We start from the raw sequence: 14,552 nt of genomic DNA, 5'->3' as shown, positions 1-14,552 counted from the left end.
TTTTCCAAAAAACAAAGGTTCTATAATTTTATGGTAGCCGCACCCTTTAGGGTTCGCAGAAATTCACTTTTGAAGATCTTATTGAGCCAGAAAAATTCAATATTGTTATGGTATTCTACATCTTAAAAATTTATTCTATAATTAAGATTTTCTTAGTATATTTCTTTGTAGAGGTTGTAAATTTCAAAAAGTAAAAACCTCTCTTTAAAAGATTTTTATCTTTTGAGAGATTGAAATTAAGTATATATTCCCCTGGTTTAATTTCCTTTTTCGATAAAAGATCAATCATTTTTCTTCCAGTTATGTTATATAGACTCAATTCAATTTTATCCTTAGTATCTTCTTCTGAAACATAGAACCTAATTTTTAAATCTCCTTCCAAATTATTGTAAATTGCAAAGTAAGATTTTTCAGTATCAATTTTTTCTGATATCTCAGTTCCTATGGGGAAATATTCAAATTTATCAACCCAGGCGCAGTCCGAACCATTTGAGTTTGTACCATCTTTTGAGTAAACCCATTTAATACTGTGATTCCCTGAGGCATTGATTATGAATCTTTTTAATACCCAGCCTCCTGTTGTTCCTGAAATAAAATCTTTTAAAGTATCATCCTTTAAAAAGTAAAGTCTGTCATAGTTTGCTTCTGAGGAAACTCTCCAGTAGAATTTTAAGCTACAGGGTCCTACTACATTTGTATATAAACGGGAGAAACCGTTGTGGGGTATTCTTCCACTTATCGCAGCATCCTGACCGTCATAGCTGAAACATGTCTCGCCTATCCAGGGAGCACTACCATCACTGTAAAAGGTTAAGTTTGTGTTATCGAGTGCTTCCTGAAGTGTTACTAAGTTGTTGTTTATTGGAAAATATCTCACATAATCAACCCATCCAGCATCCTGTCCTGAAGAACCCGAACCATCTTTGGAATATGTCCATACCATTGTGTCTGTTCCAGGGCTTAATATCACTATTTTTTTCTGTATCCAGTTCCCAGTTGTTCCTGAAATTCTATCATATAGTTGGGAGGCTGCATATTTTCTAACAAAACTTAAAAAATCATAGTTTGCTTCTGAGGAAACTCTCCAGTAGAATTTTAAGCTACAGGGTGATTGGATGGTTGTTTTTAGAAAGGTTAACTGATTATGGGTAATGGTACCACTCTGTGCAGCATCATTATCGTAATAATAATAGTTTGTTTGATAGAACCAGTTTGCATTACCTCCTGTTATGAAATTGAGATCATAATTATCAAGAGCATCCTGTAAAGTCTGGGAATAAAGATAAGATGTTAAACCTATTGATATTAAAAATCTTAAAAATTTCATTTTTTACCTCTTTTTTTAAAAAGGAATTGAACCCGAATTTTTTATGTAATACTTACAAAATCAGAACAGTTTATCTTTAAATCTCTTATTTTAAGTTCCCTATTAAGAAATTTGCAGTAAAATCTATTATTTTTAATTTTAAAATAGATACATTTTGAACACATTTTCTGTAAACCTATAAGACCCATATCAATGGAGTAATCTATAAAATCAAAAATAAACTTTAAAATAATTTCTTTTTCTTTTTCAGAAAAATTTTTTAATACTTTTTTGAATAGATTTATACTTAATGAGAAATTCTTTATGCTCTCTTTTTTATTTTCTTTAATCTTAAGGATTTTTTCTCTTCTGTCTAATTCTGATTGAGTTTTTTCAATAAAGTTTTTTTTCTGTAAATTTTTTATTGACTTAGAAAGGGTGGTTTTATCAAGGGAAGTAATTTTCTCCAAGTTTTTTATTTTTAAATTCCCTTCAGAAAGGAGGGAAAGCAGGATTTGAACCTGAGTCGGACTTAATTTAAATTTAGAACTTTCCCTCCTTAAAAAAACTTTCATAATTTCAGATACTCTTTCAAGACCGGAAAGGATTTTAAAATCTAAATTTTCCAAAGAGAAATTATAGGAAAAGATTTTTTATTTTCTCCAACCACTGAAAATATAATCTTTTTCCTTCTGAGAGGCGTGACAACTGAAACATTCCCTTTTAGCATCCTTAACAATCTGTTTTGAAGGGTCTCCTTCTGCAAAGGCAGCAAATTCCCAGTTGCCGGTTTCTGCAAATAATTTTTTACCATGCTTTTTCATATAGGCAAGAACCTTCCTTTTTCCCTCTGCCACTGAATTATTTTCTTTAACCACTTCAAGAAGGTCAAAAACAAATACAGAACCCTCAGGGAAAACTTTTTCATTATTTAAGAGAGCTTTGTAAGCCTTTTCATTTGCATATACATGGTGAATACCTCCAAAGGCTTCAAATAGTGGATGACCTTCTTCAAGAATTAGAGTTTTAACATGGAACCAGTTTCTGTAATTTTCAGGATAGTAAGTTTTTGTTGAGGAGATGAGCACAAAAAAGGATGTGCTCATCATAGCCTTTAAAATTAAATCCTTCATTATAACCTCCTCTTTTAATATTAGGGGATTGAACCCTAAAATAGTTGGTAATACCAACTAAATTATACAATATTAATTTGAAAATTTCAAGTTTTTAGGATAAAAATTTTTTATGTATTTTTCAGAAATTATTCATATTTATGAAAAAGTTAAGGAAAAAAGTTCTTTAAAGGATAAAATATTTATTTTATCTGATTTTTTTGAAAAATTAAGTTTAGAGGAAATTAAAATTTCTTTTTCACTTCTCTCAGGAATCCCCCTTTATGGGAAATTGAATGTAGGTTACTCCCTCTTAAGGGAAGTTTTAGCTTCAATAAAGGATTTTTCTGTAAGGGAAATAGAACTAAAGGAAATAGAGGAATTTATCAAAAAATTGAGCTTTATTAAAGGGGAAGGTTCTTTAAGTCAAAGGTTTTATCTTTTAAAGGATTTTTTCAAAAACTTAAATGAAAAAGAAAGAGCATTTTTTGTTGATTATTTAATTGGAGAAGTAAGGCAGGGTGCAAAGGAAAAAATTATTTTTAAAGCCCTTTTAAAGGCAAAGAGAATTGATATTAAAGAAGGAGAAAAATTACTTAAAAGAGGAAATATCTTAGAACTTGTTTATGAAATTTTTGAAAAGGGTAATTTAATTTTTAAAGAATTTAACCCCAAAATTTTTGAGCCCCTTTCACCTATGCTCGCAGAAATTGAAGAAGATCCTTTAAGACTTTTTAAAAAGGGAAAAAATTTTTTACTTGAATTCAAACTTGATGGAGCAAGACTCCAGATTCATAAGGAAAGGGATAAAATAAAGATATTTTCAAGAAATTTAAAAGATATAACATTTAAATTAAAAAATCTAACAGAATTTTTTAAGGTATTTAAAAGAGATTTTATTCTGGATGCTGAAGGAGTTATTTTAAATGAAAAGGGAATCTCTATTCCCTTTCAGGATTTTATGAAGGAGTTCGGTAAAAAATATGTTGAAAGTGAAAATATTTCTCCCTTTGTCTTTGATATTCTTTATGTGGATGGAGAGTTTTTACTTGATTACCCCCTTAAGGAAAGAAAGAAAATTCTTGAGGAGATAATTCCTGAAAAAATCAAAATGCCCTATATCATAACTGATAAAAAGGATGAAGCAGAAAATTTTTTCTTAAAGTCAATTGAAAAAGGGAATGAGGGTTTAATTATCAAGGATCCTGTGAGCCCTTATACATACGGAAAAAGAGGAAAATACTGGTTTAAATGGAAAAAATTTTATACTCTTGACCTTGTTATAACAGGTGCTGAATGGGGTCATGGTAAAAGAAGGGGATTTTTATCAAATCTTCATCTTTCCTGTCTTGATGAAGAAAGGAAAAATTTTCTTGATCTCGGTAAAACTTTTAAAGGTCTAAAAGAAGAAGATTTGATTTTCCTTACTAAAAATCTTCCTCCTTTAACAGAAAAAAATTTTGGATGGATGATTAAGGTTAAACCCTTTTATGTAGTTGAAGTTGCCTTTGATGAGGTAATTGAAAGTAAGGTTTATAATTCAGGATTTTCCTTAAGGTTTGCAAGGGTTAAAAGGTTCAGATTTGATAAAAGTGCCCATGATATTGCAGATATAAAAGAGATAAGAAGAATTTTTTTAATGGAGAGAAATATCTAAAAAATCTATAATTTTTTTTAGTTTTTTTTCTGAAAAATATAAAGAAGGGACAAAAGTTAAAACATTGTGTTTTTCACCTTCAAGAAGTGTTAAAAATCCTTTTTTTATTAATTTTTTCCATAAATTTAAAGATAGTTTTTCGTCCTTAAATTCTATCCCCCATAAAATTCCTTTTCCCCTTATTTCCTTAATTTCCCTTTTATTTTCTAATTTTTTAAGTAGTTCTTTAAAAATTTTCTCCTTTCCCTTTACTATTTTTAAAGGATTTTCTTTTTTATAAAGTTCTAAAAAGGCAAGGGATGATATTATTGATAAAGGATGGGTTAAAAAGGTTGTTGCATAAAGGGGATCTCCTTTTATTTCCCAAACTTTCATAATTTCTTTTTTTCCCACACAGGCAGAAATTGGGAATCCGCCTCCGAGTGCTTTCCCGAGGCACAAAATATCAGGGAAATCTATTTCATATTGAAAGCAGAAATCTTTACCTGTTCTTGCAAAACCTGAAAAAACCTCATCAATTATTAATATAATATCATTAAGTTTAGCATATTCATAGAGAATTTTAATAAAATTTTTGGGGGGAACTTTTATTCCACCTCTTCCCTGTATGGGTTCTAAAATAATTCCAGCAATTTCTTTTGAGTTTAGACTTTTTAAATTCCTTTCAAGATCTTCAATTTCCTCTTCTCTTTCAGGATATTTAATTTCTATTGAGTAATTTTTTAAAAATTTTTCAAAGGGTTTTTTAAAATGATAAATATTTGTAATAGAGAGGTTGAACATTGAAAGCCCGTGGTATGAATTTTTGAAGGAAATTATTTTTTCTCTTTTTGTATATAAAAAGGCAGTTTTAATTGCTATTTCAATTGCATCAGTTCCTGATATTCCAAAGGTGCAGAGCAAATCTTTGTTTTTAAAAAATTTAACAATTTCTTCTGATAATTTTTCTCTTTTTTCATAAGGAAAGAGATCCGCCATTGAGTGAGGTTTAATTTTAAAGTATTCTTTAACTTTTTTAATTATAAAGGGATTGAAGTGTCCAAAAAGAGAAACGCCAAAAAAGGATGTAAAGTCATAATATTTTTTATTATTTTTATCCCATACAAGGTCACCTTTTGCTTTTTTGAGAATTAAATTTATTCCGCCAGTTTTAAGGGATAAGGAAGTAGCTGATTCGAATTTGAACAATTTTAAGAGAAAGTGGCGGCGGGCGGATTCGAACCGCCGACACAGGGCTTATGAAACCCCTGCTCTGCCTCTGAGCTACGCCGCCTTAAATTTTTATTATAAAGAATATAAACCTTTCCCTTCAAACTTTTATTTCACACCCAAACTTAAACCTATACCTCCCCCTTTTCTTAACATATTGGCTCTTAAATAAAGGGATAAAACAATGTGTTCAAAATTAATTTGATAAACAAAATAGGGGTCAAATTCAAGATTGTAAGTAGGAATTAGAAATCCTATATGAAAATCATTCTTTGAAAATTTAAGTGATATTCATGACCCTCCTTTTTATCAGGAATAAGCACCCCCTTTTCATTTTTTAAATCTTCATCCCTGAACCACCCAAAAGTTCCACCTATACCATAACATACTGATCTCCATGCCTTTGAAGTTTGAGCCATTGAAATATTTAAATGAAAACCTCTTACTCTGTTCCATATTACCTTATCTTCAGGATATCCATTTACACTTATTATTTCGTCTCTATATTCATGAAAACCAAGAGTTACTTTGTAATCAAAGGGTGAACCCTCAAAACTGTAACTTAATAATAAATCCTTAGCATTGAATCTGTAAGGATAGGAAATTCCTCCAATTACATAATCCTCAAAGTCTCCTCCTGAAGTTAGAAAATAAACAGTAAAACTTTTCCCCTTTGTATAAATTAAATATTTTTGCATTTTTATTATTTTAAATTTATAATAATAAGATGGTTCAAATCCTTAAAGCAAAGGAGGAATTATATAAAAATATGAAGAAGTTAATTTATTTCTTGCTCTTTATTAGTCTATATTATTTCTGTGCACCTCAAGCTGCTCAGCCAGCAACACCTGCAGAGACAGAAAGTGAGATTGTAATTATTGGAGAAGAAGAAGAAAAGAAACCTGCTCCAGAAGAAAAGAAAGGAGAAGAAACAGTGGTTATCACAGAAGAGGAAACACCTGCTCCATCCCCTGCACCTGAAACTGTTGAAGAAGGTGAAGTTGTTATTGCACCCACATCCAAAAAGGAAACTCCTCCACCTCAGCCTTCACCTTCAAAAGTTTTTGGTTACAGGGTTCAGATTCTTGCTGTTGATGCTTCAAAACCAGGAAATAAAGAAAAAGCTGAAAAATTCGCAAAAGAAGCAGAGGCAAGACTTAAAGGAGAATATAAGGTTTATGTTGAATATATTCCACCTTATTATAAAGTAAGAGTGGGTGATTTTATTTCAAGAGAAGAGGCTGAAAGAATGAAAATGAGGTTAAGAAGCCTCGGTTATTATGATGCCTGGATTGCAGAAACAGAGGTGACACCCAAGAGATAATTTTTTGAAAATACTCCTTTCTACTTCAAATCAGGGTAAAAGAAGAGAATATTTAGAATTTTTAAAAGAATTAAATATAGAAATACTAACTTTAAGGGATTTTGGGATAGAAAAGGGATTTAAGGAAAAGGGGAGAAGTTTTGATGAAAACGCCTTTATTAAAGCAAAATACGGAAATTTAATCTCAGGAATGCCAACAATTGGTGAAGATTCTGGTCTTGTTGTTTATTATCTTGATAACCTTCCTGGAATTTATTCAAAAAGATTTTCAGATTCAGGTAAAGATGAAGAAAATAGAAAATTAATTTTAAAAATGCTTGAAGGTGTTCCATTTGAAAAAAGAAAAGCTAAATTTATATGTGTAATTTATTTTTTTCTTGATAAAAGTAATTTTTTCAAATTCAGAGGAGAAGTGGAAGGTTTTATTACCTATGAAGAAAGGGGTGCTTCGGGTTTTGGTTATGACCCTTTATTTCTTTATCCACCCCTTGGTAGAACTTTTGCTGAATTAAGTTTAGAAAAAAAGAATGAAATTTCTCACAGGGGAAAAGCTCTTAAAGAGTTAAAAGAATTTCTTTTAAAAATTTTGTGAAAAGAAACTTGCTTTTTCTTGATAGAGACGGGGTTCTAATAGAAGATAGGGACTATGGAACTCTTGGTGATCCCTTTAAGTTAAAATTAAATGATTATGTTATAGAAGGTCTTCATAAATTAAAAAAATTAAATTTTCACTTTTTTGTTTTTTCAAATCAGTCTGGAATAAATAAAGGTTACTATAAGGAAATAGATGTTAAAAGAAATAATGAAAGACTTGATCAGTTTTTATATTTAAAAAGGGTTAAAATTTTAAAATATTACTTTTGTCCCCATTTACCTATAGAAATGTGTTCTTGCAGGAAACCGGGTTTATATTTTTATAGATTATGGAAAAAGGAATTTCCCTTTGATTATGAAAAAAAATTTATGATAGGAGATAAGGATAGTGATATTGAATTTGGATATAAACTGGGAATGATAACAATTTATATAAAAACAAGGTACCCATTGACTTTGAAACCGAGCTTTATAGCAAAAAATTTTAAGGATGCATTAGAATATATATGTTCCTTTTTCTAATTTTATTTTCAATACTTGAACTCCAGATCGTCAGGCTTAAATATGAAGGAGGAGGAGACTGGTATAATGACCCTGAAATTATTCCTAATCTTTCAAAGGAAATTGAAAAAAGAACTGGAATAAATATGATAGAGCAAGAGGTAGTTCTTGATGTTGGTGATAGAAGAATAAGGAATTATCCTCTCCTTTTTATGACAGGTCATGGAAAAGTAGAACTTTCAGAAATGGATGCTAAAAATTTAAGGGAATACCTTGAATCAGGTGGATTTCTTTATATTGATGATGATTATGGAATGGATAAATATATAAGAGGAGAAATTAAAAAAATTTTCCCTGAAAAAGAACTTAAAGAGGTTCCCTTTGACCATGCTATTTATAATATTTTTTATAAATTTGAAAAAGGTCTTCCAAAAATTCACGAGCATTATGAAGGCCCACCAAAGGGTTACGGAATTTTTATAGGTGATAGATTATGTCTCTTTTATACTTATAACTCAAACATATCCGACGGATGGACAGATGTTTATGGAGATCCACCTGAAATAAGGGAAGAGGCAATTAAAATGGGTATTAACATTTTTCTTTACGCAATAACTTACTGATGGAGGAATCTTTCCTTGAGCATCTAGAAGAATTAAGAATAAGAATCATAAGAGTTATAATTTATCTATTTATCTTTACTTTAATATCCTTTGTTTTCTCTTTGAAAATTATAGATTTTATAAAAAAACCAATCGGAGAAATTTACTTTTTTTCTCCACAGGAAGCTTTTATTGTAAGATTGAAGGTTTCTCTTTTATCGGGAATATTCTTTACCATACCCTTTTTGATTTATGAATTATGGGCATTTATTAAACCAGGTCTTTATGAAAATGAAATTAAAAACATTAAACCCTTTATAATTTTATCTCCCTTCCTTTTCTATGTGGGTTTCTTCTTTTCAATATTTGTTATTTATCCTCTTGGTATCAAAGTTCTTCTTTCCTTTGCAGGAAATGTAATGTTACCACTTATGCATATTTCAGATATTGTGAATTTCCTTTTATATGTTACAATTTTCACAGGTCTCCTTTTTGAATTACCAATCTTAATTTTAATTCTTGTTAAACTTAATATTCTCGATTATAAATTATTAAAATCGAAAAGAAGGGAAGTTATTGTTTTAATTTTTATTCTTGCAGCTCTTTTTACACCTTCAACTGATTTTATAACAATGAGTATTTTAGCAATACCTATTGTTTTACTTTTTGAACTTTCTATATTTTTTGCAAAAAAATTAAAAAAATGAGGTTTAAAATTAAATTGGAATATGATGGAACAAATTTTTACGGTTGGCAAGTTCAAAAAGGTTTTAGAACAGTTCAGGGTGTTCTTGATGAAGTTACAAAAAAACTTATCTGTGCAAAAGGTTTAATTCAGGGAGCTTCAAGGACAGATAGGGGAGTTCATGCTTTGGGTCAGGTAGCTCACTTTGATGCACCTAAAAAAATATTTTATGAAAGATTTGAAGGTGATAGGGAAAAATTAAGAAAAGCTATGAATGCAATTTTACCAAGAGATATTTATGTAAAAGAAATTGAAATTGTTAGTAATAAATTTCATGCAAGAAGATCCGCAAAAGCAAAACTCTATAGATACACAATTCTCCTTGAAAGGTCCCCTCTTGAAAGACTATATGCCTGGGAAATTAATTTTAAATTGAATTATAATTTATTCTATAAAATGACTAAACTAACAGAGATTGAAAGAGATTTTTCTCCCTTTTCTCCCTTACCTGAGGGAAACGGTTTTTTGAAAATTGAAAAGTGTTATGCAGAAAGAAAGGGTAAAAAAATTTTTTTATATTTTTATGCAAAGAGATTTTTAAATAAACTTGTTAGAAGTCTTGTTGGCCAGATGGTATATTTTGCTTCAAGGAATGATCTTGATGGTTTTAAGAGAGTCCTTGAAAATGTTCCTGACACTTTAATTATAGCACCCCCACAAGGGTTATTTTTAATGGAGGTTTTTTATTGATAAAATTTTTATTTTTATTTTTAATTTTAACAGAGAATAAAAATCCAGTAAAAGCAGCATGGATGAGCGCTCTTTTACCTGGTTTCGGTCAGGTTTATACAGGAAATTATATTAAAGGTGCTTTTTTCTTTTGTGGAGAAGTTTTCCTTTTGAGAGAATTATTAAGGGATTATCCCTACATTGAGAAAAGTCAAAGTGCCCTATACAGGTTTTCTTATAATTTCATTCTTTCCTTTTCCTTATGGGCTTTTAACATATTAGATGCGTATGTTTCTGCACACCTTTATAAATTTGAAAGGGATACAAGTTTGATGGGAATTAACATAAAGGAAGAAAAGTTTATTTTTTTAATAGAGAAAAAATTTTAAATTTTTTATAGATTCTTAACATCTTCAACATATTTACAGAAGTGGCAACTTTTGGAAGGTTCGGGTAATTTGTCCTCTCTTAAGGTTTTATCTATTTCAATTATAAATTTCTTTAGCCTTTTTAAATTTACTGAATATTCATAAAGTTTTGTATCCCATCTAATTCTCTTTTCATTCCTTGAATAATAAGGGACAAAATAAAAAACGAAAGCCTTTTCATTAGTTTCAAAATTGTTTAATCTAATAAGCAAAGAATAACTATCAAGTTGAATTTGGACAGGAATTGGAAGTTTATCAGGAAATTTTGAAGAAGTTTTGTAATCAAGAGGTAAAATTTTTTTTTCTTCATTTTCAATGATCTCATCAGGTATTCCCCTTAAGATTAAATCCGTATTTTCTATTTTTTTATCTTCAAGTTTTATTTTTTTGAGTTTTCCCTTTAATCCAAATCTCTTAAAGTAATAAGGGAGATCTTTTTCCTTAAATTCTTCAGCAATTTCTTTAAAAATTTTATCAAGAAGGGAAGGAATCCTCGGGAAAAATTCAACTGGTCTTTTTATTCCTTTTTTTACCTCCAAATAAAAGCACCTTGGACAACTAACATAAAGGTATATCCTTGATGGTGATATAAGGTGCATTTAAAAATAATAATTTAAAACTTCTTAAAAATCCAAATCCTATTTTTATTAAAAAAATCTTTTATTTCCTCTACTAAATATTTTTTAAAACTTAAAAGAATTTCCTTATTCCAGAATTCTGAAATCTCACTTATAAAAATACCTCCATTTTTTAAAACTTCAAAGCCTTCCTTTAACCATTTCAAAAAAGTTTCATAACCTTTTTTCCCGCCAAAAAGGGAAATTTTTGATTCACCTTTAAATGGTCCATATTTTTTATATTCCTCTTCTGAAAGATAAGGTGGGTTTGTAATAATTAAATCAATTTTTTCTTTCTTGAAAATTTTAAAACTTTTTGTCCTTATTACTTTTATCTTTGCACTTTTTTTTCTACTATTTATTTTGGCACATCTACATGCTTTTTTTAAAAAATCAACAGCTAAAACATAGGAAAAAGGGAATATTCTTTTTGCCCATATTGCCAAAATTCCTGTTCCTGTTCCAAAATCAATAATGATTTCAGGTTTTAATTTTTTTTCTTTAAGCTCCTTTAAATAATTGACTAAAAGGGATGTTTCTTCTCTTGGAATCAAAACCTTTTTTTCTATATAAAATTCTTCATTTAAAAATAAACATTTTTTGAAAATATACTCAGGTCTTTCGCCTTTTTTAATTAATTCAATGATTTTTAAAGCTTTTTCTATTTTTTTTTATCTATTTCTTTTAATGTAATTAATTTTTCAAATTTTTCTTCAAAAATATTTTCAATGACAAACCTCGGATTTATTTCTTCTATTTTTTTTAAAATATTATAAATTTTTAAAATATCCATCTTTTTAAGTTAAATTCTTGCTTCTTTCTCAGCAAGGTATTTTCCTTCCACCATATTCCTGAGTTTTTTAAAGGCTATATCCCATGTTCTTGTTCTTAAACCACAATCTGGTGCAACATATATTCTATCAGGGTCCTTTATAATATCAAGGGCATATAAAATTCTATCCCTTATGAGTTCAGGTGGTTCAATAAAATCAGTATGAACATCAATTGTTCCGAGTCCAACAATAAATTTTGTATTTTTAAATTCTTTAAGTATTTCATAACCCCTTCTTTTTTCAGGATTAATACCTATTTCCCTTGTATCTCTGTTTGCATATTCAAAATGAACCTCATTAAGTATTCCTTCAAGTTCCAAAATTTTTGGAAATAAAAGAGAGTAATCTGAGAAACATATATGAGTTCCAAAAAATACCTTTCCTTTTAAATCACCTATACTTTCCTTCATTGTTAATACAAATAAATCTATCTCATCCCTTTTTGTAGTTGCTGCTGGTTCATCTATCTGTAAGTATTTTGCTCCTTTTTCGTAAAGGGATTTTAAAACAGGATAAATACAATTTTTGGCAATTGAAAGTAAAAATTCCTTTCTTGCTTTTTTTCTTTTTTCTCTTATATCACCCTCACCTGGTTTTATATTTCTTAAAAAGTACTCATCATAAGACCAGTCCACTATTGTATATGCTCCTGTTACAGGAATTTTAACAGGTTTTTTTGCTAATTTTTTTATTCTTTCAAATTCTTCATCATGATAGGGAGATACTAAAGTAGGGATTGAGACACAGGAAGCTTTCCTGTAATATTTGTTATCAAAACTTCTAACATGACCTTTAAATTCAAATCCTCTTATGTGTTTTACGGGATACTCATACATTTCCACTCTATGCTGCTCTCCATCATAAACAAGGTCAAGTCCTGCCTTTTCAAGAAGTCTTATAGCATAAAGGGAAGAAAAGTGGAGTATTTTTTCTTTTTCCTCTTCTGTAAAGTTTTCTCTCTTTGAAAGGATATCAATTAACTCTTTCCTTTCATCAATTTCAAGAAAATGTCCCCATTTTTCTGCTTCTTCTATATCAGAATCTGTAAGTTTTATTTTTCTGAAAGCTTTAACTCTGAAAGAGGGTTTAGCAAGGGAACCAATCTCATGAGTTAAAATTTTCATTTAATTTTCTCCTTTAATTAAATTTTTTATTTTTTTATCCATAATCTCTCTTGGAAGAAATTCAGGAGACCAGTTTGTGGTTACATAAATATTTTCTTCTTTTACATAATTGATTGATTTTTCAATAAATTCTTCAATAAATTCTTTTTTTTCTATTAGTGTAGAATCTGTATTTATTATTCCTGCAAGAAGTAATTTATTTTCCGGAAAGTTTTTCAAAATAAAATCTCTTGAGTTATTATAAAAATCAAATCCGTATCCGTCAAAATCCAAGGAGAAAATAAAATCCAAATCATTACTTACATCAAAGAAAAAACTATGTAAAGCAAATTTTAAATTTTTAAATTTTTTTAATTCTTTTAAAAACCATAAAGAAATTTCTTTTTCTTCTTCATTTATATTTTTAAAGCCAAAAGTGGGTTCATAAAAAATTAAAAGTTTGTTTCCCCATTCATTTAATTCTTTAACTACCTTTAATAGTAATTCTCCTATTTCTTTTAATTTGATATTTTCAGAAAATTCTTGGAAAAAAAATAAAAAGGGAAAGGTAAATGTAAGATTTTCTTTTTTATTAAAAAGACCATCACATAAAAGGTAGTGTTCAAAAAATTTTTTATTTTCTTTTATTTCAAATTTTTTAAAGATGAGCTTTCTCATGAAGAAATTTGTTTCATAAAATCTTTTGAGCCCGTCAATTTCAACCTCATAAACAAGTTCAGAAAATGGTCTTAATAAATCCTGAAAATAAAAATGACCGTTAAAGATATAATCCCAGTTTTTTTGGAGTTTAATTATATTTAAAATATCTTCTTTAAAATATTTTTTTAATTCTTCTTCCTTAATTCTTCCTCTTTCAAAGTCTCTTGTAGCTTCAACAAGTTTTTCACTTCTTGGGTAATTTCCATGTAATATTATTTTCATATTCTCTCTTTAATTTTTTTTATTATATTTTCGGAAAGTTCAAGATTTGAGTACATAACATGTTCAACATTAAAACCCAAGTTTAACCTTTCCTTGTTAGCAAAATCAAATATCTCATCAAGCATTCTCTCAATGACTTCAAAAGTCCTTGATTCAACTTTTCTCTCCTTTTCTGTTATGTAAAAATTTATTGCAGTAGGAAATTCTACTCCCAGCCATTTCATAAATTCTATATCCCTTATTTTTTGTGCTGGGGCAAAGGAAATGTATATATCAGGGAATTTTATATTTTCAAGTTTAGTGAGTCTCCATAAGTGTATTAAAACCTGTTTCATATTGCTTGTTTCAAATATAATTTGAGATACAAAAAAGTCTATACCTGCTTTCATTTTTTCAAGAATTCGGTAAGGTTCCTTATTTCTTGTAAATATGGTTATTCCTCCAAGTTTTATATCAGGAAAATTTTTTTTAATGAATTTTGCGGCTTCTATAACCGAATATCCAGGGTATTTTATTTTACTTGACTCTCCGCCAACTAAAACAATGTATCTTATTCCTTTTTTGTATACTTTTTTAACCCATTCTTCAAATTCCTTTTTGCTTATTCTGACACAAATTTTATTTATTATTGGTTCAAAATTAAAATTGTTTTTAAGATATTCTGAAAATTCTAAATTATCAATTTTTTCTTTATAGGGAACACTTCTTTCTTTTTCCCTTGTTTTTTCATCTATAACTTCAGGAATATTTAAAAACTTTATTCTGTTTTCCTTCATTATTCTTTTAATTTTTTCAGAAAAATTTAGAATTTTTTCTTCATTCCAATCAAAGGGAGGCGGGATAACTTCAAAGATTATTTTTTCTTTCATCCTTATTATTATAATACTTGACAAATAAAAAAATTTATCTT

General features: G+C 28.7%; 19 protein-coding genes and 1 tRNA gene. 8 read left to right on the top strand and 12 right to left on the bottom strand.

The window, feature by feature from the left end; all coding sequences use genetic code 11:
* Nucleotides 1-130: 130 nt before the first annotated feature.
* Genes ABIN17_06760 through ABIN17_06750 form a run of 3 tightly spaced genes read right to left on the bottom strand, consistent with a single transcriptional unit; the run spans nucleotide 131 to nucleotide 2,439 of the window.
* The gene (locus tag ABIN17_06760; protein MEO0284749.1) at nucleotides 131-1,327 is read right to left on the bottom strand and encodes a T9SS type A sorting domain-containing protein; all 1,197 of its coding nucleotides are present in this window, start codon (nucleotides 1,325-1,327) and stop codon (nucleotides 131-133) included.
* A gap of 41 nt (nucleotides 1,328-1,368) precedes the next feature.
* A complete protein-coding gene (locus tag ABIN17_06755; protein ID MEO0284748.1) occupies nucleotides 1,369-1,935 on the bottom strand; it encodes a helix-turn-helix domain-containing protein in 567 nt (188 codons plus the stop codon).
* Nucleotides 1,936-1,959: 24 nt separating this feature from the next.
* Complete coding sequence (locus ABIN17_06750; protein MEO0284747.1) at nucleotides 1,960-2,439, bottom strand: cytochrome P460 family protein; 480 nt, start codon at nucleotides 2,437-2,439, stop codon at nucleotides 1,960-1,962.
* Nucleotides 2,440-2,551: 112 nt separating this feature from the next.
* On the opposite strand from ABIN17_06750, the gene ABIN17_06745 reads away from it, so the two are divergent.
* Entirely contained in the window at nucleotides 2,552-4,075 is a 1,524-nt protein-coding gene (locus tag ABIN17_06745; protein ID MEO0284746.1) for an ATP-dependent DNA ligase, read from the top strand.
* Here ABIN17_06745 and ABIN17_06740 read toward each other — a convergent pair.
* From ABIN17_06740 to ABIN17_06730, 3 genes are all read right to left on the bottom strand, one after another.
* Nucleotides 4,055-5,263 (bottom strand): aspartate aminotransferase family protein, encoded by a 1,209-nt coding sequence (locus ABIN17_06740; protein ID MEO0284745.1) that lies wholly within the window; start codon nucleotides 5,261-5,263, stop codon nucleotides 4,055-4,057. The genes ABIN17_06745 and ABIN17_06740 overlap by 21 nt on opposite strands.
* A gap of 13 nt (nucleotides 5,264-5,276) precedes the next feature.
* Nucleotides 5,277-5,348, bottom strand: a tRNA-Met gene (locus ABIN17_06735).
* 190 nt (nucleotides 5,349-5,538) lie between these two features.
* The gene (locus ABIN17_06730; GenBank protein ID MEO0284744.1) at nucleotides 5,539-5,982 is read right to left on the bottom strand and encodes a hypothetical protein; all 444 of its coding nucleotides are present in this window, start codon (nucleotides 5,980-5,982) and stop codon (nucleotides 5,539-5,541) included.
* Between the two features lie 71 nt (nucleotides 5,983-6,053).
* On the opposite strand from ABIN17_06730, the gene ABIN17_06725 reads away from it, so the two are divergent.
* The 7 genes from ABIN17_06725 to ABIN17_06695 are packed head-to-tail and all read left to right on the top strand — an operon-like array spanning nucleotide 6,054 to nucleotide 10,108.
* Nucleotides 6,054-6,608, top strand: a complete 555-nt coding sequence (locus ABIN17_06725) for an SPOR domain-containing protein (GenBank protein ID MEO0284743.1) — start codon at nucleotides 6,054-6,056, stop codon at nucleotides 6,606-6,608.
* 4 nt (nucleotides 6,609-6,612) lie between these two features.
* Nucleotides 6,613-7,200 carry an RdgB/HAM1 family non-canonical purine NTP pyrophosphatase gene (gene rdgB, locus ABIN17_06720; protein ID MEO0284742.1) on the top strand — a complete coding sequence of 196 codons (588 nt, stop codon included), beginning with the start codon at nucleotides 6,613-6,615 and terminating at the stop codon, nucleotides 7,198-7,200.
* Nucleotides 7,197-7,724, top strand: a complete 528-nt coding sequence (locus tag ABIN17_06715) for an HAD-IIIA family hydrolase (protein MEO0284741.1) — start codon at nucleotides 7,197-7,199, stop codon at nucleotides 7,722-7,724. The genes rdgB and ABIN17_06715 overlap by 4 nt, the downstream gene beginning before the upstream one ends.
* On the top strand, nucleotides 7,709-8,326 hold the full coding sequence (locus tag ABIN17_06710) for a DUF4159 domain-containing protein (protein ID MEO0284740.1): 618 nt from the start codon (nucleotides 7,709-7,711) through the stop codon (nucleotides 8,324-8,326). Before ABIN17_06715 ends, ABIN17_06710 begins: the two co-directional genes overlap by 16 nt.
* A complete protein-coding gene (gene tatC / locus ABIN17_06705) occupies nucleotides 8,326-9,012 on the top strand; it encodes a twin-arginine translocase subunit TatC (protein ID MEO0284739.1) in 687 nt (228 codons plus the stop codon). The genes ABIN17_06710 and tatC overlap by 1 nt, the downstream gene beginning before the upstream one ends.
* The gene (locus ABIN17_06700) at nucleotides 9,009-9,740 is read left to right on the top strand and encodes a tRNA pseudouridine synthase A (GenBank protein ID MEO0284738.1); all 732 of its coding nucleotides are present in this window, start codon (nucleotides 9,009-9,011) and stop codon (nucleotides 9,738-9,740) included. Before tatC ends, ABIN17_06700 begins: the two co-directional genes overlap by 4 nt.
* Nucleotides 9,737-10,108, top strand: a complete 372-nt coding sequence (locus ABIN17_06695) for a DUF5683 domain-containing protein (protein MEO0284737.1) — start codon at nucleotides 9,737-9,739, stop codon at nucleotides 10,106-10,108. Before ABIN17_06700 ends, ABIN17_06695 begins: the two co-directional genes overlap by 4 nt.
* Before the next feature lie 5 nt (nucleotides 10,109-10,113).
* Here the strand turns inward: ABIN17_06695 and ABIN17_06690 are convergent, their stop codons facing one another.
* The 6 genes from ABIN17_06690 to ABIN17_06665 all read right to left on the bottom strand — a co-directional run bounded on the left by ABIN17_06690 (nucleotide 10,114) and on the right by ABIN17_06665 (nucleotide 14,511).
* Nucleotides 10,114-10,686, bottom strand: a complete 573-nt coding sequence (locus ABIN17_06690) for a PD-(D/E)XK nuclease family protein (GenBank protein ID MEO0284736.1) — start codon at nucleotides 10,684-10,686, stop codon at nucleotides 10,114-10,116.
* Between the two features lie 74 nt (nucleotides 10,687-10,760).
* The gene (locus ABIN17_06685; protein MEO0284735.1) at nucleotides 10,761-11,399 is read right to left on the bottom strand and encodes a class I SAM-dependent methyltransferase; all 639 of its coding nucleotides are present in this window, start codon (nucleotides 11,397-11,399) and stop codon (nucleotides 10,761-10,763) included.
* 26 nt (nucleotides 11,400-11,425) lie between these two features.
* Complete coding sequence (locus ABIN17_06680; GenBank protein ID MEO0284734.1) at nucleotides 11,426-11,557, bottom strand: hypothetical protein; 132 nt, start codon at nucleotides 11,555-11,557, stop codon at nucleotides 11,426-11,428.
* A 9-nt stretch (nucleotides 11,558-11,566) separates the two neighbouring features.
* Nucleotides 11,567-12,721, bottom strand: a complete 1,155-nt coding sequence (locus tag ABIN17_06675; GenBank protein MEO0284733.1) for a hypothetical protein — start codon at nucleotides 12,719-12,721, stop codon at nucleotides 11,567-11,569.
* A complete protein-coding gene (locus tag ABIN17_06670) occupies nucleotides 12,722-13,642 on the bottom strand; it encodes a hypothetical protein (GenBank protein ID MEO0284732.1) in 921 nt (306 codons plus the stop codon). It lies immediately after the preceding gene.
* On the bottom strand, nucleotides 13,639-14,511 hold the full coding sequence (locus ABIN17_06665; protein MEO0284731.1) for a mycobacterial-type methylenetetrahydrofolate reductase: 873 nt from the start codon (nucleotides 14,509-14,511) through the stop codon (nucleotides 13,639-13,641). Before ABIN17_06665 ends, ABIN17_06670 begins: the two co-directional genes overlap by 4 nt.
* Nucleotides 14,512-14,552: the final 41 nt, after the last annotated feature.

It is taken from the genome of candidate division WOR-3 bacterium (assembly GCA_039803925.1).
GTDB lineage: Bacteria > Hydrothermota > Hydrothermia > Hydrothermales > JAJRUZ01 > JBCNVI01.
This window is presented reverse-complemented; position numbering and strand designations above follow the sequence as displayed.